Origin of the sequence: Chryseobacterium sp. SORGH_AS_0447 (assembly GCF_030818695.1) — a bacterium.
Classification (GTDB): Bacteria; Bacteroidota; Bacteroidia; order Flavobacteriales; family Weeksellaceae; genus Chryseobacterium.
This window is the reverse complement of record NZ_JAUTAR010000001.1, coordinates 2,664,031-2,683,375: the sequence shown is the minus strand read 5'-3', so window position 1 is coordinate 2,683,375 and position 19,345 is coordinate 2,664,031. Positions and strand designations below refer to the sequence as shown.

Sequence of the window (19,345 nt, the reverse complement as noted above, 5' to 3'; positions counted from 1 at the left end):
AAATATGAAAGCAGCAGTAATTCATTCACCGGGAGTGATCACATGCGATACCGTAGATGATCCGATCATCAAAGATTCGCATGATGTCATCTTAAAAATTACCACAACGGCGATCTGCGGAAGCGATCTGCACATGTATTCAGGCGGAATCCCGCAGGCCAGGCCGATGGTCATGGGCCATGAGTTTATGGGAATTGTGGAAGAAGTAGGACAGAGGATTACCAATCTGAAAGTAGGCGACAGGGTAGTTGTCCCTTTCCCGATTTCGTGCGGCAGCTGCTTTTTCTGCCAGCACGACCTTCCTACAGCCTGCGAACACAGCAATCCCGAACATTACGGCCCCGAAGGCGGGATTTTAACCGAAAAAGGAGGCGCGTTGTTCGGATATACCGATCTTTACGGAGGCTATGACGGCGGCCAGGCCCAGTATGTAAGGGTTCCGTACGCGCATGTCGGGCCCAGAAAAGTTCCCGACAACCTTACGGATGAGCAGGTTTTATTCCTGACCGATATTTTCCCGACGGGTTATACCGGCGTGCTGTGGGGTGAGGTGAAAGGCGGGGAAACCGTTGCCATTTTCGGAGCGGGTCCGGTAGGATCCATGGCAGCAAAAAGCGCCATCCTGAAAAATGCAAAAAAAGTAATCGTAGTAGATACCCAACAGTACAGATTAGACCAGATCAAAGCACTTACAGGCTGCGATACCGTTTTATGGGAAGATGCAGAGAGTGCAGTTGAACAGATCAGGGATATGACAGACGGCCGCGGAGCCGATGTTTGCATCGATGCCGTAGGTTTTGAACCGGACAGGAATCTGATTGACCGTGCGAAAGCCGTCATTAATTTCGAAAAAGGTTCGATCAAAGTTCTGGAAGCCTGTATGAGTGCGGTAAGAAGGGGCGGGATCGTTCCGATTTTGGGAGTTTACCCGGTAAATTACGATAATTTCAAACTTGGACAGATTTTTGATAAAGGAATAACTATAAAAGCCGGGCAGTGCAACGTCCATCCCATTATCGATGAGCTGATGGATCATGTGCAGAGCGGCAGGGTTACTTTAGATGATATTATAACCCATCGTCTTTCTTTGGAAGACGTTTCTAAAGGCTATGAAATTTTCGATAAAAAAATCGATAACTGCGTCAAAGTGGTTCTTGATCCTTGGAAGCCTTCAACCCTCTAGAGATTAATACACACAAACACTTAAAATATTAATATTATGGAATTTCAAAAAAACCTACTGGAATACATCAGCCAGTCGCTAATGACCACCAATGAAACAATCTCAGTGGTAGAAAGTGTTACATCCGGCTGTTTACAATTAGCTTTTTCACAGATGCCCAATGCCTCTCTTTTTTACAAAGGAGGAATGACTACTTACACAATGGCAGAAAAAGTAAGATTATTGAATGTAGACAGGGACGAAGCTGAAGAATGCGACTGCGTTTCTGAAAACATTGCTGAAACCATGGCATTGAATGCCGCCAAACTTTTCGAATCCGACTGGTCTATTGCCACCACAGGTTATTGTACCCCCATCAGAAATTCCTCTTATAAAATTTTTGCGTATTTCTCTTTTTCATATAAGGGAGAGATTGTACTGACGAAAAAACTGGAGCTCCATCCGAAGACCCAGGCTCTTAATGCTCAGCTGTATTACACAGAATTTATTCTTGGCTGTTTTAAAAGCGAGATCAACCAGCTTCTAATCTTAAAATAAAAAGAAATGAACCGGAAAAATCAATATGCTCTTGTTACAGGGGCTACCAGCGGAATTGGCTATGAACTGGCAAAACTTTTTGCCAAAGACGGCTACGACCTGGTGATGGTTTCCAGAAACCATGATGAGCTGCAGGCCAAAGCCAACGAATTTAAGAATTATGGAATCAATGTAATTACCATGGCTAAAAACCTGTTTACGCAGGATGATGCCTATTCTCTTTACTCTGAACTGAAATTACACGGCATCAGTCCGGAAATTCTGGTAAATGATGCAGGACAGGGAATCTATGGAAAATTTCAGGATACCGATATTCATCGCGAGGTGGATATCATCAACCTGAATATTGTTTCCGTTATTATTTTAACTAAACTTTTCTTAAAAGACCGTTTACCCAAAGGATCGGGAAGGATTTTAAATCTTGCTTCCATTGCAAGCAAAGCGCCAGGCCCATGGCATTCGGTATATCACGGGACAAAAGCATTTATCCTGTCGTGGTCCGAAGCCATCCGTGAAGAGCTGAAAGACTCGGGGATTACGGTAACTGCACTTTTACCGGGACCTACCGATACGGATTTCTTCAACAAAGCCGAGATGAACGAAAGTAAAATTCTTGAAGATAAAGACAACCTGATGTCACCGGAAGAAGTGGCACAGGATGGCTACAAAGCTCTTATGAACGGCGATGATAAAGTAATATCCGGACTTAAAAATAAGCTTTCGGTTGCCATGACCAATATGACGACCGACAGCATGGCGGCACACCAGATGGGAGAAATGCAGAAACCGTCAGATGAAAAGTAATCTTAATCTTATATGGGAAATTTGAAATTAGAAAATAAAAAAGTATTAATAACAGGAGCCGACAGTGGAATAGGAAAGGCCGTAGCCGTTCTTTTTGCAAAAGAAGGAGCTGATATTGCCATTATCTACCATTCAAGCAAAGAAGATGCGGAGAAAGTAAAATCTGAAATCGAAGGTCTTGGCAGAAAAGCAATTATTATTCAGGGAGATGTCAGTGATTACGGATTCTGTAAAGCAGCGGCCGAAAAAACAGGCTCAGAATTCGGAGGCATCGATATTCTGGTAAACAATGCAGGCGTACAGTTTCCTGCTGAAAGTATTGAAGACCTGAAAGAAGAAAATATAAGGAAAACTTTTGACACCAATATTCTCGGGATGATCTGGCTTACAAAAGTTGTTTTCCCTTATCTGAAAGAAGGAAGCGCCATCATCAATACCACTTCTGCAGCGGCTTATCAGGGACATCCTGAATTGCTTGACTATTCTGCTACAAAAGGAGCGATCGTTTCTTTTACACGTTCCCTGGCACTGCAGGCAAAGCCGAAAGGCATCCGTGTCAATGCGGTGGCTCCGGGACCGGTAGCAACGCCTCTTACGGAAAAGACATTCGGTGAGGAAAAAGAAGATCAGAGCAAACCGCCTTTCGAACGGAATGCCTCGCCTGAAGAAGTGGCTTCAAGCTTTTTATTCCTGGCAAGTGCAGATTCCTCACAGATTACGGGGCAGGTTCTTCATCCGAACGGCGGATTAATCGTCAGCGGATAAATCTAAAACTAATAATCATCAGACTCAGTATCCCGTATAACCATTAAACAGACGATTATGAAAACTAAAGCCATTATGATCTTGGGTTTGTTTTCTCTTTGGGCTGTTCTCTCATGTCGTTGTGATGTTGATGAAGATGAACCGGAAAAAAGAGAGAAAACATCCGAAGCACAACCCCTCAGGCCTCAGCACTATCCAGAAAACGATACCCTTCTGCTGAGTAAATAAGCCTGGAAATTTCATTATTCATTAATTATTAAAAAGTAAATGCTATGTACAGAGACGGAGCAAGAAAAAGTATATGGCAGGAAGAAATAAAAAGATTTTCTTCTGAAGCCGGCTTCAGCCAACGGTTTGATGCCGCCATCGTAGGAGGAGGAATCACAGGTATTTCTACTGCCCTGAAACTCCAGCAGTCCGGCAAGAAATGTATTCTTCTGGAAGCTGCCAACATCGGTTTCGGAACAACCGGAGGAACTACTGCCCATTTAAACGATTTTTTCGATACGACCTTCACCGAAGCCATTAATGATTTCGGTATGGAAAATGCCCAATTGTTCGACCCAGGTAGGACAGGAGGCTATCGGAATGATCGAGACAAACATCGAAAATTATAACATCAACTGCGATTTCGAGAGAAAAACCGCTTACCTTTTTGCGTTGGACGAAAAACAGGAAAAGCAGCTGGAGGATATTGTAGACGGTGCATCGAAAGTAGGCCACGAAATGACGTACGTCGATGAAATCCCATTCCCGATTCCTTTTAAAAAAGCAGTATCTATTCCGGACCAGGCACAGTTTCATCCAATAAGATATATCAAATCCTTAGCGGAAGCTTTTATTAACGCAGGCGGAATAATCCTTGAAGAATGCCTGTGCGAAAATTATGAAGAGCAGGAAGACGAGGTAATTTTAAAAACTTCAAAAGGAGAAATTAAAGCAGAGCATGTGGTGTATGCTACCCACATTCCACCGGGATTAAGCATTCTTCACACTACGAATGCCCCTTACCGAAGTTACGCTATGGCCTTCAGCCTGAAAGATGAAAATTATCCGAAAGACCTGGGTTATGACCTTATCGATCCTTATCATTATTACCGGGTTCAGCAGATTAACGGGGAAACGTTGCTGATAGCCGGTGGAGAAGATCATAAGACCGGCCATGAAGAAGATACCGGCGAATGTTTCTCAAGGCTGGAAAATTATGTACGGGAATATTTTGATGTAGAAACGGCTTATTACAGCTGGTCCAGCCAGTACTATGAGCCAACTGACGGGTTCCCGTATATTGGAAAGCTTCCCGGCAGCAAAGGAAAAGTCTATACCGCGACAGGATTCAGAGGAAACGGAATGATCTTCGGAACAATTTCCTCACAGATTCTTTCAGATCTTATTTTAACCGGCAGCAGCAAATACGAAAAGATTTTCAGTCCTTCACGAATTAAGCCGATTGCAGGATTTACCAGTTTCGTAGAAGAGAATGCCGTGGTGGCGTATGATTTTATTAAAGATAAACTTTTCAGGGAGAAAATTACATCGCTGAATGAAATCGCTGACGGTGAAGCCAAAGTGGTAAAGTATGAAGGCGATTCTTATGCTTTATACAAAGAAGTTACCGGTAAAGTACATCTGGTAAAAAGTACCTGTCCGCATGCAAAATGTGAAGTCCGCTGGAACAGTGCAGAACTGAGCTGGGACTGTCCGTGCCATGGTTCGAGGTTTAATGTTAACGGAAAAATACTGACCGGCCCTACGGTTACCGCTTTGCAGAGAATAGATCCCGATGATTCAGAATCTTAAAAATGTTATTCTATAAATGACTAAACATAGCTTTTTGTACCGAAACAGCCTGAGCATCGTTTTAATTATATTGATGCTCATATTTCTTGTGGGTCAGTTTTTTACAGGATGGAAAACCGAAAATAAAGAACTGGCGGAAAACGGCAGTGCCATGCTTAGCCTTGAACAGTATATCCACAGCGGACACTTTATCCAAGCTACTTTTGAAAATTGGGAAAGCGAATTCCTTCAGATGATGATTTATGTAGTTCTGACGGTTTCCCTGAGGCAAAAAGGTTCCAGCGAATCCAAATCGCTGGATGAAAAAGAGGATGTAGATAAAGAACCCGAACCGCATCCGGATGCACCGTGGGCCGTAAGGAAAGGTGGAATTTGGCTAAAACTTTACAAACATTCTCTTTCTTTAATGTTTGGTATCTTATTTGCCATAAGTTTTTCGCTGCATTTTTATGGAAGCCTGAAAGATTATAATGAAGAACAGATTTCCAAAAAACAGCCGGTGACAACCGCTTCGGAATATATTACGGAATCCAGATTCTGGTTTGAATCCTTTCAGAACTGGCAAAGTGAATTTCTTGCCGTCGCATCGTTGGTTATCCTTTCGATATGGCTACGTGAAAAAGGCTCCCCGGAATCCAAACCCGTAGATATGCCGCACAGTGAAACACCTTAGTTCCCTCGTTATAAAAACACTAAGAAAAAAACCATACAGCTTGTATGGTTTCTTTGTTTTATAAAAGCTTGAAAAAAAAAGCAGCCATTTAAAATTCAACTTAATTAAATAAAAATAAGGCCGCAAAAAATTTCGCGGCCTTACACTATTTAATAGTTAATGTATTTGCTTGGTAGTGACTGATTTCTAAATTTTAGCATTTCCTTCAACCCCATCGGAATTATCCGTTGTTTTTCCGGTAACTGCTGCGGCTACAAAGTTAAGGATGCTTACCAATTTCCCTGCTTTGGTATCCCAGTAGTAAGAATCTTTCGGCTCTACACGGATAATCGATACATTCGGATCGTCTTTTCCATCTTCGAACCATGCTTTGGCCATTGGCGACCATTTGTCTTCGATTGTAGATTTGTCTTTGTAGATGGTAGCATCACCAAAAACAGAAAGATATTGGTAATCGCCATTGTTCATGAAGAACAACTGCACTCTCTTATCGTCTTTTATTTCAAAGTTTTTATTGCTTGTATCTCCGCTGATGAACCATAAATTTCCTTCATCATCCGTTTCCTGTAAAGTCATCGGACGGGAATTGATAGGAAGGGTTTCCAATTCTGTACAGAACATACAGATTTTTGCACTTTCCGAAAGTTCTTTAATTTTTTTAATCGCTTCTGTGTTCGTAAGATTTTCTGTTGACATGATAAATATATTTTAAGTGATTGGTTTTAATTAAACCTAAATTTAATTACAGTTACTATTCAAAAATCCGACCACAATTGAAATAATACAGCTGAAAAGTTTAATAATATAGCGTGAATGATCAATTATATTGCACGGGTTAGTAGCAGACCTGAGATCAATTCGTTTGCATCTTAATCAGACACAAAATTCAGTCAAAAATATTTTTAATTATTCCCAGATGAAAACAATGGGTATAACGGATTCACTATTTGTCATTTGCAGGATCTCCGTTGATCTTACTGCTGAATTTCTCATAAAACCAGAATAGCCCGAAAAGATAAACGCAATGCAGCAGCTGCGCTTCAATCGCCGTCCAGTTTTCGATGGAACAGCTTCCGGCAATCAGAATACTCATTAAACCCAGTGCTGAATACAAGGTATATCTGGTTTTGAAATTAATCAGCAGAAAAAGACCGATGACCGCTTCCGCAACAGGCAGAAAATAGCTGAACGGAACAATCAACGCCTCCGGGATGGCCGACTTTTCCATCGTCTTCACCATCCAGTCGCTGAATGCAGGCAGCTTCGGCAGGCGTACCAGGCCGTGTCCCATTAGAGAAACCGCAATCGGAAGCCTAAGAAAAAAGAAAGCCGTTTTGAAATCTTTCATGTTCATCTTTTTAATTATTTTTTATTAAAACTAGTAAGAGATTATTAAGGAGTTTAGAAAAGTTAAATTGAGCTTCGCTTTAAGCACATTGCTCAATAAATCTTTGATTTTAACCTTAATCAAATCTTAACTTCTTAATCATCCTTAATAGTTAAAATTTTTCTTTATTATAAAACTAAAACATTAAGACTGTAGTAAGGAGTTTAGAAAAATTAAGTTGAGCTTTGCTTTAAGCATATCGCTCAAAAATCTTTGATTTAATCTTAATCAAACCTTAACTTCTTAATAAAGTCTTAATGGTTAAAAGTGTATCAACTTGATTCTTTTTACTTTTTCCCTGGCTCTTTCAGGTACTGAATAATTCCGATCACATCATCCTTACCGTATCCCGCATCCTGAGCTCCCTGATAGGTCCGGATCAATGTTTCCGATAAAGGAAATTCGGCTCCTGCATTTTTAGCAAGCAGAATATCTTTCAGCATCAGGTCCAGCGCAAAAGCAGGATCGTAATTTTCATTGATCAGAAGAGGGGTTTTCACCTTGGTAGCGCCGCTTCCGCTTGCGCTTTCATTGATGATGTCCAGCATCTCTTTACGGTCGATGCCCAGCTTATCCGAGAAGAGAATGGTTTCTGCCAGTCCCTGGTAAAGGCAGGAAATAAAATAGTTCACCGAAAGTTTTGCGGCAATACCTTTTCCGTTGCCGCCGAGATGCCGGATTTCTTTTCCTAATTTTTCAAGATAGGGAAGTGCCCGGTGAAGATCGCTGTCTTTACCGCCGGCCATAATGATCAGGGTTCCTTCTGCTGCAGGTTTCGTGCTGCCGGCGACCGGCGCATCGATAAAGGATGCTTCTTTTATAATGACGGCACCCGAAATTTCACTGCTGGCTTCCGGGGAAACCGTGCTCATATCGACAAACAGTTTTCCTGAAATATCACGGCTCAGAATTTCTTCAAAAACTTCCCGTAAGGCTTCATCGTTGGTAAGCATGGTAAAGATCACATCGCTGTTCGTTATCACATCCGATACGGAAGTGCAGACAATGGAATTTTCCCGGAAATCTTCCGCTTTCTCCGGTGTCCGGTTATACACCGAAAGCTGGAATCCTGCTTTTTCCAGATTTTTTGCCATTGGATGTCCCATATTTCCAAGGCCGATGAAGCCCAATCTTTCCTTATTCATTTTTTTCTCAGTTTTAATGTGTTATAGATTATATTACAGACTTTTCAGTTTCTTCATGAATTCACCGATGGCCGGTCTGAGTTCTTCAAAAAGAGCATGTTGTTTATTTTTAAGCATCACTTCCGTAAAAAGCTTTAAGCCTAATGCAAACTCATTTGCTGTTTCTTCGTCACTGAAAATCTTTTTGGAGCGCACCGCCTCGAAAATCTGAAAGAGATCATCATGGTTTTCAAAATCAAAAGACAGTGTTTTTGTTCCTTTTGAACCGTCTTTTAATGAAACTTCTTTGAGCTCCAGGTTGTATTTATTGCTTTTCTTTTCCATGATTAATGATATTATTTACATAAAAATAAATGGTAAACAGTGATTAGCTCAAATTAATGATAACCACCAACCGTTTACCATTAGATATTGCTTCTAAAATTGATTTACCAGATCATTAATGGTATTTATTTCCTCAGCACTTAGATTGATGTCGGCTGATTTAGCATTCTGAACCGCTTGTTCTGCATTTCTCGCTCCCGCCAGTGCAACGGTAATTCCCGGTCTTTCGATCGTCCATCGGAGAACAAGCTGTCCTAAACTTACATTGTGCTGATCTGCAATAGGTTTTATTTTATCCAACAGTGCATTGGTTTTCTCGATGAAGTCCGGTTGGAAATGCTTGTGGCTTGCTCGGTGGTCACCTTCCTGGAACTTATATCCCGGCTTAATTTTTCCTGTTAATAAACCTCTTTCAAGCGGACTGTATGCTAAGATCGATTTGTTGTTCTCGATGCAGTAAGGAACGGTTTCCTCTTCGATGCCGCGGTTTACCATACTGAATGGAATCTGGTTCGAAACCAATTCCAGCGTTTTTTCCGCTTCCGCCATCTGCTGTGCATTGTAATTGCATACACCCGCAAAACGGACTTTTCCCTGTTCCACAAGTCTTGACACCGCTTCAAAAGTCTCTTCAATCGGCGTAGTGGAATCCGGCCAGTGAATTTGGTACAGATCGATATAATCCGTACCCAGTCTTTGAAGACTTTGTTCACATTCATAAATAATACTGTCTCTGCCTGCAAATTTGTAAACATCGATGTCTTTTCCGTCATTGTTTTTGCTGTGCATCGCAAAATCTCCTTTTGCAAGATCCCAGCGCATCCCGAATTTGGTAAGGATCTGAACTTTATCACGAGAAATTCCTTTAATGGCTTCTCCTACGATTTCTTCACTGGTTCCCTGCCCATAGATCGGAGCGGTATCTATAGAGGTTACGCCCACATCATAAGACGCCTTGATGGCTTCAATAGCCTCATTCCTGTCGGTGCTTCCCCACATCCATCCTCCGGCAGCCCACGCGCCGAAGGTAATCGCTGAAACCTCAAGCTCGCTGTTTCCTAATTTTCTGTATAGCATAATTTTCTGATTTTAATAATAGGTTATATCGGATATTTTAAATGGCTTATTACAAACTTTCTGTTAGATAAAAACCACTCTTTTCACATCAAAAAAGCCACCAAATTGCATTTTATGAATTAAAATTTTCCTGAATAAAGCAATTCAATTATAAGATCTTCCAAATTTCATCCGCTGTAATTTTTTTTAACCGCAAAACTTTCTGAAATTTGCATAAAGCAAAACAATGAAGGTAATTGATATTGAGAGCTGGAACAGAAAAGAACATTTTGAGTTTTTCTCTAACATGGCAAGCCCGTATTTTGGGTTTACTACCGAAGTAGACTGTACCAAAGCATATGATGAGGCTAAAGAACTAGGACGTTCTTTTTTTGCAGTTTACCTTCACAAATCCATGATGGCCATTCAAACGGTAGATGAACTCAAGCTGAGAATTGTTGACGGCCAGGTTATATTATATGATGAAGTGCACGTGGGAAGTACAATCGGAAGACAGGACGGAACTTTCGGATTCTCATTTTTCCATTATTCAAAGAATTTTGAAATTTTTAACGAAAGATTACAGGATCAGATCAGAACGGTTCATCATTCTACTGGCTTGGGCATCCGGAATGAAGTCTTGCCTGTAAATCACATCAGGCACACTACAATTCCGTGGAATTCTTTCAGTGCGTTGCTGCATCCAACCAATTTCGATCCGAAAGAATCCATTCCCAAAATTACCTTCGGGAAATTCAGCATCAAGGACGGAAGAAAGTTTTTGCCGGTTTCTGTAGAAGCCCACCATGGTCTGGCAGACGGCCTCCATCTGGCAAAATATATTGAAGAATTCCAGCGCCACCTCAATTTCTGATGCTTATTAATGGGTATGAACCGATCGTAAATTTATTTCTAAATACAGCACAGTTCTAATATATCCTTTCTTTAGCAACGGTAAATCCTGAATCGAGACTTTTACTAAAAGAAAAAAGATAAGCACTAATACCATTTTAATACCATGAATTCGTATTGAAATATCCTATAGATAAATGATTCTGAATAGTATATTACGAATTGTTAATATTTTTTGATTATGATTGATTATAATCATAAAAAAAACACGGTTAAATCTTCTAGATTTGTAAATAAGTAAAAGGCCTGATATTAAAGAAGAATAGAAGATTAAAAAAGGAAGCGTGGTATGTATGTGGTATTTCAATTGCATCTACTTTTAATCATTTTTTCTTTCTTTGTCTTTGCCTAAAAGTTAAATTACAGATTTTGTAAGAATATTTTTAATCTTGAATAAAAAAAACAAGTAAAAAAATACCAATCTGTATACTTTAAGATAATAAAATACTAGACCTAAAATAAAACTCCGTACCGGTAACCGGGAAAGAGAGGAACGAGAGCGATTAATACTGAGGCTTATGATAAAAAGTGAGCAGCAGCAATAGAAGAGATGAGAAAAAATATGAAAAACGAAAAGACTGAATTTAATTTAGAAGATATTAACCAAAAGATTTTTGTGCAGGAAGAAATTTTAACACTAGCAAAAGAGAACTCACCACGTCTGCTGAATAAATTCAGACTGGTAGATCCGGATTTTTTTAATAAATTATCAGCTATTCAGCCTAACCTTAAGAATTCTGAATTGATATTCTGTATTTACCTTAAGCTTAATTTAACTACCAAAGAGATTGCGACGTATACGTTCGTGACCCCGAAGGCAATCCAGAACCGGAAGAACCGGCTCCGAAAAAAGCTGAGTATTGCTTCAGATTTAGATATTTATAAATGGTTTAATGAACTTTAAACCATTTTTTTATTTAATAGGCTATAATGGATTTATAGAGGTCGTGGTACAGCAAAATTTTCCAGTTGTTTTCTGCCGCGGCTTTTACCCAGCCAATTCTTAATTCCATTGCTTTCCGGCCGTCGAAATCGCTTTTATAGGCAAGATGGTACTTTAAATAAGATTCCTGCGGAAGATTATCCGCTCCGTAGAAAACCGTTTCATTACCTTCCCGGATCCAGAATACCTGCATAAAAGGGGTGTGGCCGCCGACGACTTCAAAAGAAATTTCTTCTGAAATATTTCCTTTGTCCTCATCCATCCAGACAATATTTTCAAGCTGTATCAGTTTTTCCAGCGTGTCAAAATCAAAGGAATGACTGTCTTTATTTTCCAGGGCAAATGCCAGTTCCCTTCTCTGGATGTAGATTTTCGCATTCGGAAAAGTTGGCTCGAAGCTATTTGCAGTACGGGTAATGGTGGTTTCAATATGGTCTTTATGAAGATGGGAAAGCAGTATTTTCGTAACCTGGTCCCGATGCATGTTTTCTTTTTCAAGAATTTCAGAGATCACCGTATTTCCTTTTTCATTTTTCCAGCCGATCCCGGCATCCAGCAGGATAACATCCTTTTCAGTAACAATCAGAAACGGAGTAACCGACATTTTTATTCCTTTCAGCGCATCCTTGTTTTCTTCTGTTAAAAGCGTAAAATCTTTGGCTGCATCGGTAGAAAAATTTCCTTCTTTCAGTGGTATGATCTTCATGGTGCAAAGTTCATTATTATTTACAAACTGTAAAAATTTTTCCGTCAATTCCTGTCATCAGCAAAACCGATAAAATCAGGCCTGAATTACATCATAAATAAGTATTTTTGTAATACGGTTTTTAGATAATCCTTTAAATAAAACGTATGCAGTTGAATTCTACAGGCGGTATTTCACGTACCGTCATCTGGTTGATGTCCGTTATTTCCGGGCTTGTCGTAGCAAACAATTACTACAATCAGCCTTTGCTCGGTCTTATTTCCGAAGAGCTGAACGTTCCTGAAAGTGCGGTAAGTAAGATTTCCGTGCTCACCCAGCTCGGGTATGCCGCGGGACTATTGCTGATTGTTCCTTTGGGAGACAAGCTCTACCGTAAAAAACTGATTTTAACGGATCTTCTGCTGGTGTTCGCAGCATTGCTTTGGATGACTTTCGGTACTGAACTGTGGATGCTGTATGTCGCCAGTCTGCTAATTGGCATTACTTCCGTGATTCCGCAGCTGTTTATTCCTATTGCGGCCGAATTATCTTCGGATAAAGAAAAGTCATCCAACATCGGAACAGTGATGTCAGGCCTGCTGCTGGGGATTCTGCTGTCGAGGTTTATCGGTGGAATCGTCGGTGAATTCTGGGGGTGGCGGGCAATGTTCGGAATTGCCGCGGCACTGATGATTATCGTATGGTTTGCCGTCTATAAAATGCTTCCCGAGCTGCAGCCCAATTTCAAAGGAAGCTACGGAGAACTCATGAAATCCGTTTTTCATCTGGCCAGGACACAACCGGTTTTGCGGCTGGCTTCTTTCCGTGGTGCCATGGCTTTCGGGTCGATGTGTGCCTTGTTTACAACGCTTGTCTTTCACATGGAAAATCCACCGTTCAATGTCGGCTCATCGGTGGTCGGGAGTTTTGGACTGGCAGGAGCCGTAGGTGCCTTGGCTGCGGCAAAGGTGGGGAAGCTTCAGCAGTATTTTAGTCTTAACAGGATTATTTTCTATGCATTACTGATAGTTTTGGGAAGCTGGCTGTTTACTTATTTTGCGGGGGAAACGTATTGGGGACTTATTGTCGGAGTTATTTTGGTGGACCTGGGCGTGCAGTCCAGCCACATTATGAATCAGACCAATTATTTCATGATAAAATCCAATGCTGTTAACAGGTTGAACACCGTGTATATGGTTTCCTATTTTATCGGCGGTTCTCTGGGAACATGGACGGCCTCAATCGCGTGGCAACATGCGCAGTGGACCGGAGTGTGCACAGTCGGAGCAGCTATGGCAGTTTTGGCATTGATCGCACATTTGCTGTTTGCCAGAAGAGTGCAGTTGAATCCGTAATACGTACCTTAGCATTAAAATATATTCAAACTAAATAATTTCAATTAAATAAATCATCATGAAAGTAGAAATCTGGTCGGATGTGATGTGTCCGTTTTGCTATATCGGGAAAAACAATTTTGAAAAGGCTCTGGCGCAGCTACCTTTTAAAGATGAGGTAGAAGTGGAGTGGAAGAGCTTCCAGCTTGATCCTTCTTTGAACCCGGAAGAAACCAAAACCACTTTGGAATATTTCAGGGAAAAGAAAGGATTTCCGGAAGCACAGGCACAGCAGATGATCGGCCAGGTAAAACAAATGGGTAACGGTTCCGGAATCGATTTCCATTTTGAAAAAGCACTTATTACCAACACTTTTTCAGCACATAAGATCCTTCATCTGGCTAAAAAATATAAAAAATCCAATGAAATGGAGGAGGCACTTTTCATTGCGCATTTCATCGACGGAAAAAATGTCGGGGATGATGAAACTTTAATTTCATTAGCTGAATCTTTGGGGATTGACAGAGAAGAAGCCCGAGAGGTCTTGAATTCAGACACTTTTAATGCGGAAATCAGCCAGGACATCCAGGAAGCCAGGAATAATGGGGTTTCAGGAGTTCCCTTCTTTATCCTGAACGGTAAATATGCAGTTTCAGGAGCACAGCCTGCAGAACTTTTTGTAAACGCTCTTCAACAGACCTACGACGAAACGGTTATTCCTTTTAAAGACAGCCCGGAAAATGGCGCTTCCTGTGATACAACTGGTTGTGAAATTTAATAAAATCAGATTAAGATCAACAAAGCTTTGTAAACAGCACGCAAAAGTTTTTTAACCATTAAGGATGATTAAGAGGTTAAGATTTGATTAAGATTAAATCAAAGATTTTATTAAGCGATATGATTAAAGTGAAGCTCAACTTAATTGTTCTAAACTCCTTAATAAAGTCTTAATGGTTTAGTTTTACAATACAGAGAAATTTTAACCATTAAGGATGATTAAGAGGTTAAGATTTCATTAAGATTAAATCAAAGATTTATTAAGCGATATGCTTAAAGCAATGCTCAACTTAATTGTTCTACACTCTTTAATAAAGTCTTAATGGTTTAGTTTTACAATAGAGAAAAGTTTTAGCCATTAAGGATGATTAAGAAGGTAAGATTTCATTAAGATTAAATCAAAGATTTATTAAGCGATATGCTTAAAGCGAAGCTCAACTTAATTGTTCTAAACTCCTTAATAAAGTCTTAATGGTTTAAAAAAGCTTTATCCGGTGACTAAGGTAATCTAATCTACGCAATCCCCTGTGAAAATCTGCGATTACCATTAGCTTAAAGTCCGGTGAGCGATTAATAAAAAATAAAATTAAAAAGAAATAAAATAAATGATCAGAATAAACGAAGGATATGAATTTCCTATTGAAGATACCCTTTTTGTTTTCGCGCTGGACTCGGAAGCGGGAGAAGTTTTCAATGATAAAAACAAACTGATTACCGGCATCGGAAAAGTAAATGCCGCCATGGAACTGACAAAAGAAATTTACCGTAAAAGACCAAAACTCATTGTGAATCTGGGCTCTGCGGGAAGCCAGAGCTTTCACAAAGGAGACGTCATCTGCTGTACAAAATTCATCCAGCGGGATATGGATGTGAGAGGGCTCGGATTCAGCCTGTACGAAACCCCACTTTCCGGAGTACCGCCGGTTCTTGAATATGGCTTAAAAAGAAACGATCTTCCCGAAGGAATCTGCGGGAGCGGCGACAGTTTTGAGATGAACCATTCGGAAACGGTCTACAATATCGTTGACATGGAAGCCTATCCGTTGGCATTGATCGCCATGAAAGAAAAGATTCCGTTTCTGTGTTTAAAATATATCTCCGACGATGCCGGCAGTGAGGCAGCCGACGACTGGGCCGTTCAGGTACACCTTGCATCTGAAGCTTTCAACAGACTTTTATTTTTATAATTTTCATATGACATCCATTCATATCAGAGAAGCATCTGCTGATGATCTCAAAACCATACAGGCGTTGGGAAAGCAGACTTTTTACGAAACTTTTGCACCGCACAATTCGGAAGAACAGATTCAGCAATACCTTAAGGAAAGCTTTGCAGAGGATAAGCTGACGAAAGAACTGAACAATCCGCATTCTCAATTTTTTATTGCCTGGGAAGGTGAAAATCCGGTAGGTTATTTAAAGCTGAATTCAGGAAAGGCACAGACGGAATTACAGGATGATGCTTCACTGGAAATCGAAAGGATTTATGTTAAAAGTTCCTATCAAGGCAAGAAAGTCGGCCAGCTTCTGTACACAAAAGCGTGGGAAACAGCCGTTGAACAGAAGAAAAAATATCTGTGGCTGGGCGTTTGGGAACAAAACCTGCGGGCCGTCGCATTTTACAAGAAGAACGGCTTCGAAGAATTTGATAAACATATTTTCAGGATGGGCAGTGAGGAGCAGACCGACCTGATGATGCGGAAAATACTGGATCAGTCTCAAATCTCATAAATTTCGGCATCCGTGAAAACATAGAATCTTCCTTTTTTAGGGAGATTTTTTGTATCCAGCCCGGTGAACTCACTGAAAGCGGGCAGCAACAGCTGATTGTCGGTTACTACAAAACAAGGCAGCTTAATTTTTTTTACGGAAGAATGAATAACAAATCCCGGATGAATATGGCCCGTCACCTGAAATTTTTCCTGTTTTTTTTCAAAATCGTGAATGAAAATAAATTCTTCGTTTTCAAAAGATTTGGATTTAAAGTTCAGGCATAATTTGGATTCTAGCTTTTTCGAAATGCGGTCGTGATTGCCTTCTACCAAATAGAACTGAAGATCCGGATACTGGTTTCGCCATCCGCAGAATTCATCTACATCCGAATTGTCCCCCGCATGCAACAGGTCGCCAACTACAATAAATTTCTCAGGTTGAAAATATTCGATCAGGATAGACAGCCGTTCCAGGTCGTTTTTCATCAAATGGCTCGTTAGTGCAATGCCATTTTTCCGGAAATGGGCCGCTTTGCCGATGTGAAGATCGGAGAGGACCAAAGCTTTTTCCTTTTTCCAGAATAAAGCTCTTTGGTTGGTTAAAGTAAATTGTTCGTTCTGAAGGATTATATTTTTTGTTACGATTTTCATTTTTAAATTATTCGAATGTAGAGGTCAATTGTCGATGGTCAATTCGCCTCGTTTGTCAATTTCTAATTCAGTATTCATTTGCAGAGCAAACTCAATATTTAATGTGAATTGTGAATGGTCAATTCCTGTGGTCAATGGCTATTTTAAACAACTTTTAAATATTCACTTGCGAAGCAAAATTGACCAGCGAAGCAGAATTCACTATTCACTATTTTACTTTCGTGGCTTGTTGAATCAGCTTCTGGATCCTCGAATCCAGATCTTCGCTGGAAAGTGTCTGCCGTAAGCTGTCTACTTTGATCGGGAAACTTAGCGGGGTAAATGTATTGGCAAATTTCAGGATTATTTTTGACTTTTCAATACGTTTGAAAGCTTCAACAAGCCGCTGTTCCTGAAGCTGGGCGTTGAACACTTCGGTATAAGCCTGCCGTACTAAAAAATGATTCGGATCGTAATCTTCCAACACTTTGAAGATCAGTCCGGCCGAGCTCTGAAGCGACTTGTTGGAACGCTGCTGGCCCGGGAAATTCTGAACCACCATGCCGGAAATTACCGCAATATCCCTAAATTTTCGTCTTGCCATTTCTGCGGCATTGATGCTGGAAATAACATCATTCATCAGGTTATCTCTTGTTAAAATCCGGCCCAGATTTTCTTCATTCAAAGGAATTTCCTTATCACTGAATAGTTCAAAGCCGTAATCGTTCATTGCCATTGAAAATGAGATCGGAGCGAGCTTGGAAATTCTGTAGGCAACCAGGGCAGCCATCACTTCATGCACCAGCCGTCCTTCAAAAGGATACATAAATAAATGATAACCTTCCCGGTTTTTGATAAGTTCTACCAGGAATTCATCTTCTTTCGGAATGTGGGAACGTTCTTCCTGATTCGACAACAGTGGGTGAAGGAATTTCAGTTCCTTTTCAGAAGCTTTCGGATTCAGGGCACCGGATAACTTTTCCCTCAGAAACTGCCCGAGATTCGTACTCAACGGAAGCCTTCCGCCCAGATAACTCGGGGCAAAAGCTTTTCCTTTGGAAGCACGTACAAAGACAGTCATATCTTTGATCATGGCTACTTCAAGCACACGGCCGGCCAGGATAAACTTATCTTCTTTTTTTAATCTCGAAATAAAATATTCTTCCACCATGCCGATATAACCGCCGGAAATGAATTTTACCTTCAGCATAGCATCGCTGACGATCACGCCCATATTCATCCTATGGAGCATGGCAATTCTCCGGGAAGTCACTTTATACAGACCTTGATCATCAACGACAATCTTGTGAAACTCTTCATAACTTTTCAGGGCCTTTCCACCGATGGTCAGGAAGTCCAGCATGCCTTTCCATTCTTCTTCGGTCATTTCTCGGAAAGCATACGTCTCTTTAATTTTAGGATAAAGTTCATTGGGAAGAAAACCGTCTCCAACGGCCAGCGTCATTAAAAACTGGACCAGAACATCAAAACAGAGCACCTGCGGATCCCGTGGTTCGATGACGTTATTTTTTACCGCTTCCTTGAGAGCCGAAACTTCGATCAGCTCTAGTGAATGGGTCGGTACACAGTAGATTTTTGACGTTTCAAAAGGGGAGTGACCGCTTCGTCCTGCCCGTTGCAGGAATCTGGCTACCCCTTTTGCAGAACCGATCTGGATCACGGTATCTACCGGCTTAAAATCGATTCCCAGATCCAGTGATGAAGTGGAAACCACGGCTTTTAATTTTCCGCAGCTTAGGTTTTCTTCGATCCATATTCTGAGATGGGCATCAATGGAACTGTGGTGAATCGCGATCTGCCCGGCAAAATCCGGATAAGCATTCAGCAACAGCTGATACCACATTTCACTCTGGCTTCTGGTATTGGTAAAAACAATGGTGGAGTTGGAATTCAGGATGATCGGAACCACTTTATCGGCCAGTTTATGCCCCAAATGTCCCGCCCAGGGCAAAATTTCGACTTCATCCGGAAAAACGGAAAGAATGTCGATCTTCTTTTTCTCTTTGGCGGTGATTTTTGTTTTTTTAATATCATACGGAATGAGAACTTCCATTGCTTCTTCAAGATTGCCGATGGTAGCCGTGATTCCCCAGATTTTCATTTTAGGCACGTAGGTCCTGAGCCGCGAAATGCCAAGCTCAATCATTACCCCACGCTTGGAACCAAGCAGCTCGTGCCATTCGTCAATCACAATGGTCTGCAAATTGGTAAAAAACCGCTGATGATTTTTTTGACCCAACAGCAAATGTAAACTTTCCGGTGTTGCCACCAGAATTTCCGGCATGTTCTTAACCTGCTGCTGGCGGATTTTCGGATCCGTATCACCGTTCCGTACACCTACTGCCCAGTCGAGGCCGATCTCATCAATCGCTTCCTGCATGGCCTTTGCAATATCTTTGGAAAGCGAACGGAGCGGCGTGATCCAGATCATTTTCAGTCCTTTTTTATATTTTTCAGGATGGTTCAGGAAATCGGAAATCAGGGCTAAAAAAACGGAATAGGTTTTTCCGAATCCCGTAGGCGCAACAACCATTCCGCTGTATCCGTTCCCGAATTTCCACCACGTTTCCGTCTGAAATTTAAAGGGAGCAATGCCTTTATCGCCCATCCAGTTCTGGATGATTTGGTAACCGCCGGTATTTTCGAATGCTGTCAAA

At 41.0% G+C, this 19,345-nt stretch carries 22 protein-coding genes; 14 read left to right on the top strand and 8 right to left on the bottom strand.

What is annotated here, in order from left to right; translation table 11 throughout:
- Positions 1-4 precede the first annotated feature (4 nt).
- Genes QE422_RS12415 through QE422_RS12380 form a run of 8 tightly spaced genes read left to right on the top strand, consistent with a single transcriptional unit; the run spans position 5 to position 5,762 of the window.
- A complete protein-coding gene (locus QE422_RS12415) occupies positions 5-1,183 on the top strand; it encodes a zinc-dependent alcohol dehydrogenase (RefSeq protein ID WP_307458751.1) in 1,179 nt (392 codons plus the stop codon).
- Between the two features lie 36 nt (positions 1,184-1,219).
- Positions 1,220-1,720, top strand: a complete 501-nt coding sequence (locus QE422_RS12410) for a CinA family protein (RefSeq protein ID WP_307458748.1) — start codon at positions 1,220-1,222, stop codon at positions 1,718-1,720.
- Positions 1,721-1,726: 6 nt separating this feature from the next.
- On the top strand, positions 1,727-2,524 hold the full coding sequence (locus QE422_RS12405; protein ID WP_307458746.1) for an SDR family oxidoreductase: 798 nt from the start codon (positions 1,727-1,729) through the stop codon (positions 2,522-2,524).
- A gap of 12 nt (positions 2,525-2,536) precedes the next feature.
- A complete protein-coding gene (locus QE422_RS12400; RefSeq protein WP_307458744.1) occupies positions 2,537-3,289 on the top strand; it encodes an SDR family oxidoreductase in 753 nt (250 codons plus the stop codon).
- Positions 3,290-3,346: 57 nt separating this feature from the next.
- Positions 3,347-3,517, top strand: coding sequence for a hypothetical protein (locus QE422_RS12395; RefSeq protein ID WP_307458742.1), 171 nt, complete (start codon positions 3,347-3,349; stop codon positions 3,515-3,517).
- 44 nt (positions 3,518-3,561) lie between these two features.
- On the top strand, positions 3,562-3,906 hold the full coding sequence (locus tag QE422_RS12390) for an FAD-dependent oxidoreductase (protein WP_307458739.1): 345 nt from the start codon (positions 3,562-3,564) through the stop codon (positions 3,904-3,906).
- Positions 3,836-5,089, top strand: a complete 1,254-nt coding sequence (locus QE422_RS12385; RefSeq protein WP_307458736.1) for an FAD-dependent oxidoreductase — start codon at positions 3,836-3,838, stop codon at positions 5,087-5,089. The genes QE422_RS12390 and QE422_RS12385 overlap by 71 nt, the downstream gene beginning before the upstream one ends.
- Before the next feature lie 16 nt (positions 5,090-5,105).
- A complete protein-coding gene (locus tag QE422_RS12380; RefSeq protein ID WP_307458733.1) occupies positions 5,106-5,762 on the top strand; it encodes a DUF6766 family protein in 657 nt (218 codons plus the stop codon).
- Positions 5,763-5,948: 186 nt separating this feature from the next.
- Here the strand turns inward: QE422_RS12380 and QE422_RS12375 are convergent, their stop codons facing one another.
- The 5 genes from QE422_RS12375 to QE422_RS12355 all read right to left on the bottom strand — a co-directional run bounded on the left by QE422_RS12375 (position 5,949) and on the right by QE422_RS12355 (position 9,695).
- Positions 5,949-6,458 (bottom strand): pyridoxamine 5'-phosphate oxidase family protein, encoded by a 510-nt coding sequence (locus QE422_RS12375; RefSeq protein ID WP_307458731.1) that lies wholly within the window; start codon positions 6,456-6,458, stop codon positions 5,949-5,951.
- Positions 6,459-6,705: 247 nt separating this feature from the next.
- Positions 6,706-7,110 (bottom strand): MauE/DoxX family redox-associated membrane protein, encoded by a 405-nt coding sequence (locus tag QE422_RS12370; RefSeq protein ID WP_307458728.1) that lies wholly within the window; start codon positions 7,108-7,110, stop codon positions 6,706-6,708.
- A gap of 326 nt (positions 7,111-7,436) precedes the next feature.
- Positions 7,437-8,294 (bottom strand): NAD(P)-dependent oxidoreductase, encoded by an 858-nt coding sequence (locus QE422_RS12365; RefSeq protein ID WP_307458725.1) that lies wholly within the window; start codon positions 8,292-8,294, stop codon positions 7,437-7,439.
- Between the two features lie 33 nt (positions 8,295-8,327).
- Positions 8,328-8,618, bottom strand: a complete 291-nt coding sequence (locus QE422_RS12360) for a DUF3861 domain-containing protein (protein ID WP_307458721.1) — start codon at positions 8,616-8,618, stop codon at positions 8,328-8,330.
- Positions 8,619-8,711: 93 nt separating this feature from the next.
- Positions 8,712-9,695: an aldo/keto reductase gene (locus QE422_RS12355; protein ID WP_307458719.1), complete on the bottom strand. Its 984-nt coding sequence runs from the start codon at positions 9,693-9,695 to the stop codon at positions 8,712-8,714.
- A gap of 226 nt (positions 9,696-9,921) precedes the next feature.
- On the opposite strand from QE422_RS12355, the gene QE422_RS12350 reads away from it, so the two are divergent.
- Positions 9,922-10,548, top strand: a complete 627-nt coding sequence (locus QE422_RS12350; protein WP_307458717.1) for a CatA-like O-acetyltransferase — start codon at positions 9,922-9,924, stop codon at positions 10,546-10,548.
- Between the two features lie 600 nt (positions 10,549-11,148).
- Positions 11,149-11,490, top strand: coding sequence for a hypothetical protein (locus tag QE422_RS12345; RefSeq protein ID WP_307458714.1), 342 nt, complete (start codon positions 11,149-11,151; stop codon positions 11,488-11,490).
- Positions 11,491-11,503: 13 nt separating this feature from the next.
- Here the strand turns inward: QE422_RS12345 and QE422_RS12340 are convergent, their stop codons facing one another.
- Positions 11,504-12,235 carry an MBL fold metallo-hydrolase gene (locus QE422_RS12340; RefSeq protein ID WP_307458712.1) on the bottom strand — a complete coding sequence of 244 codons (732 nt, stop codon included), beginning with the start codon at positions 12,233-12,235 and terminating at the stop codon, positions 11,504-11,506.
- Between the two features lie 146 nt (positions 12,236-12,381).
- Here QE422_RS12340 and QE422_RS12335 point away from each other — a divergent pair, with 146 nt between their 5' ends.
- The 4 genes from QE422_RS12335 to QE422_RS12320 all read left to right on the top strand — a co-directional run bounded on the left by QE422_RS12335 (position 12,382) and on the right by QE422_RS12320 (position 16,056).
- Positions 12,382-13,569: an MFS transporter gene (locus QE422_RS12335; protein WP_307458709.1), complete on the top strand. Its 1,188-nt coding sequence runs from the start codon at positions 12,382-12,384 to the stop codon at positions 13,567-13,569.
- A gap of 58 nt (positions 13,570-13,627) precedes the next feature.
- Positions 13,628-14,326: a DsbA family oxidoreductase gene (locus tag QE422_RS12330; RefSeq protein WP_307458707.1), complete on the top strand. Its 699-nt coding sequence runs from the start codon at positions 13,628-13,630 to the stop codon at positions 14,324-14,326.
- Positions 14,327-14,930: 604 nt separating this feature from the next.
- The gene (locus QE422_RS12325) at positions 14,931-15,512 is read left to right on the top strand and encodes a nucleosidase (protein ID WP_307458705.1); all 582 of its coding nucleotides are present in this window, start codon (positions 14,931-14,933) and stop codon (positions 15,510-15,512) included.
- 7 nt (positions 15,513-15,519) lie between these two features.
- Positions 15,520-16,056: a GNAT family N-acetyltransferase gene (locus QE422_RS12320; RefSeq protein WP_307458702.1), complete on the top strand. Its 537-nt coding sequence runs from the start codon at positions 15,520-15,522 to the stop codon at positions 16,054-16,056.
- Here QE422_RS12320 and pdeM read toward each other — a convergent pair.
- Positions 16,044-16,688, bottom strand: coding sequence for a ligase-associated DNA damage response endonuclease PdeM (gene pdeM / locus QE422_RS12315; protein ID WP_307458701.1), 645 nt, complete (start codon positions 16,686-16,688; stop codon positions 16,044-16,046). The two genes, QE422_RS12320 and pdeM, sit on opposite strands and share 13 nt — an antisense overlap.
- Before the next feature lie 208 nt (positions 16,689-16,896).
- Positions 16,897-19,344, bottom strand: coding sequence for a ligase-associated DNA damage response DEXH box helicase (locus QE422_RS12310; protein WP_307458699.1), 2,448 nt, complete (start codon positions 19,342-19,344; stop codon positions 16,897-16,899).
- Position 19,345 lies beyond the last annotated feature (1 nt).

Bases quoted from the DNA above. Each gene is read 5' to 3' on its own strand.
- QE422_RS12415 (WP_307458751.1), top strand. From the start codon at position 5: ATGAAAGCAGCAGTAATTCATTCACCGGGAGTGATCACATGCGATACC.
- QE422_RS12410 (WP_307458748.1), top strand. From the start codon at position 1,220: ATGGAATTTCAAAAAAACCTACTGGAATACATCAGCCAGTCGCTAATG.
- QE422_RS12405 (WP_307458746.1), top strand. From the start codon at position 1,727: ATGAACCGGAAAAATCAATATGCTCTTGTTACAGGGGCTACCAGCGGA.
- QE422_RS12400 (WP_307458744.1), top strand. From the start codon at position 2,537: ATGGGAAATTTGAAATTAGAAAATAAAAAAGTATTAATAACAGGAGCC.
- QE422_RS12395 (WP_307458742.1), top strand. From the start codon at position 3,347: ATGAAAACTAAAGCCATTATGATCTTGGGTTTGTTTTCTCTTTGGGCT.
- QE422_RS12390 (WP_307458739.1), top strand. From the start codon at position 3,562: ATGTACAGAGACGGAGCAAGAAAAAGTATATGGCAGGAAGAAATAAAA.
- QE422_RS12385 (WP_307458736.1), top strand. From the start codon at position 3,836: ATGCCCAATTGTTCGACCCAGGTAGGACAGGAGGCTATCGGAATGATC.
- QE422_RS12380 (WP_307458733.1), top strand. From the start codon at position 5,106: ATGACTAAACATAGCTTTTTGTACCGAAACAGCCTGAGCATCGTTTTA.
- QE422_RS12375 (WP_307458731.1), bottom strand. From the start codon at position 6,458: ATGTCAACAGAAAATCTTACGAACACAGAAGCGATTAAAAAAATTAAA.
- QE422_RS12370 (WP_307458728.1), bottom strand. From the start codon at position 7,110: ATGAAAGATTTCAAAACGGCTTTCTTTTTTCTTAGGCTTCCGATTGCG.
- QE422_RS12365 (WP_307458725.1), bottom strand. From the start codon at position 8,294: ATGAATAAGGAAAGATTGGGCTTCATCGGCCTTGGAAATATGGGACAT.
- QE422_RS12360 (WP_307458721.1), bottom strand. From the start codon at position 8,618: ATGGAAAAGAAAAGCAATAAATACAACCTGGAGCTCAAAGAAGTTTCA.
- QE422_RS12355 (WP_307458719.1), bottom strand. From the start codon at position 9,695: ATGCTATACAGAAAATTAGGAAACAGCGAGCTTGAGGTTTCAGCGATT.
- QE422_RS12350 (WP_307458717.1), top strand. From the start codon at position 9,922: ATGAAGGTAATTGATATTGAGAGCTGGAACAGAAAAGAACATTTTGAG.
- QE422_RS12345 (WP_307458714.1), top strand. From the start codon at position 11,149: ATGAAAAACGAAAAGACTGAATTTAATTTAGAAGATATTAACCAAAAG.
- QE422_RS12340 (WP_307458712.1), bottom strand. From the start codon at position 12,235: ATGAAGATCATACCACTGAAAGAAGGAAATTTTTCTACCGATGCAGCC.
- QE422_RS12335 (WP_307458709.1), top strand. From the start codon at position 12,382: ATGCAGTTGAATTCTACAGGCGGTATTTCACGTACCGTCATCTGGTTG.
- QE422_RS12330 (WP_307458707.1), top strand. From the start codon at position 13,628: ATGAAAGTAGAAATCTGGTCGGATGTGATGTGTCCGTTTTGCTATATC.
- QE422_RS12325 (WP_307458705.1), top strand. From the start codon at position 14,931: ATGATCAGAATAAACGAAGGATATGAATTTCCTATTGAAGATACCCTT.
- QE422_RS12320 (WP_307458702.1), top strand. From the start codon at position 15,520: ATGACATCCATTCATATCAGAGAAGCATCTGCTGATGATCTCAAAACC.
- pdeM (WP_307458701.1), bottom strand. From the start codon at position 16,688: ATGAAAATCGTAACAAAAAATATAATCCTTCAGAACGAACAATTTACT.